Origin of the sequence: Lacinutrix gracilariae, assembly GCF_042684485.1 — a bacterium.
Taxonomy (GTDB): domain Bacteria; phylum Bacteroidota; class Bacteroidia; order Flavobacteriales; family Flavobacteriaceae; genus Oceanihabitans; species Oceanihabitans gracilariae.
Window position 1 is genome coordinate 1 of record NZ_JBHULM010000023.1, and the last position, 778, is coordinate 778.

The following is a 778-nucleotide window of genomic DNA, read 5'->3' on the forward strand; positions in this document are numbered from 1 at the left end:
TACGCACCCGTGCGCCGGTCGTCATCAAAGAAGCAAGCTTCTTTATGTTACCCCTCGACTTGCATGTGTTAGGCCTGCCGCTAGCGTTCATCCTGAGCCAGGATCAAACTCTTCATCGTTAAATTTTAAAGTCTTGCGACTAATATGCTTAACAATTAATGGAATTTTCTAGTACTCAAAATGGTTTATTCTCTTTGTTTAATTAAGCCGTTTCCAACTTAATCTTACGCTGTCAATTCAATATGTCTATGAACTTTTTTTCTCTTTCCTAAAACGCTTTAGCGCTTAGCGGGTGCAAATATAAAACCCTTTTTTAAATCTCACAATGTTTTTTGAAGAAAAAAATAATTTCTTTTTTCTAACCTGTTAAAACACTATTTCTTTGAACTTCCCTACTACCTAACTTACTCGTTGTTTCCGTAGCGGGGTGCAAATATAGATACCTTTTTTAATCTGACAATGACTTTTTTAATGTTTTTTTAAACTTATTGTAACACTTCACTTTTAACGACTTGTTATCAATAGCTTACAGCTTTATTTTTATGCCTTTTATTTTTGAGAATCTTTGTTTTGCGTTAAGGATAGCAGCGGCATCCTTTTTGTTTAATAACACAAAACTCTTGGTATTTAATAGATAACAATCTTACAGGAAGCCGTTTAACTTAAAAATGACTACAAAAAGATATAGCGGATAGCCTGACCTTACTTTACCCTTTTGTAAAGTAAGGTAACGCCATTAGTTTTATAAAAAGAAGTTCCAAACTACTCCAAAGCGAAC

General features: G+C 33.8%; 1 rRNA gene. It reads right to left on the reverse strand.

Annotated elements, in window-relative coordinates:
• Positions 1 to 119 (reverse strand): 16S ribosomal RNA (locus ACFSSB_RS15435); the annotation flags it as partial.
• Positions 120 to 778: the final 659 nt, after the last annotated feature.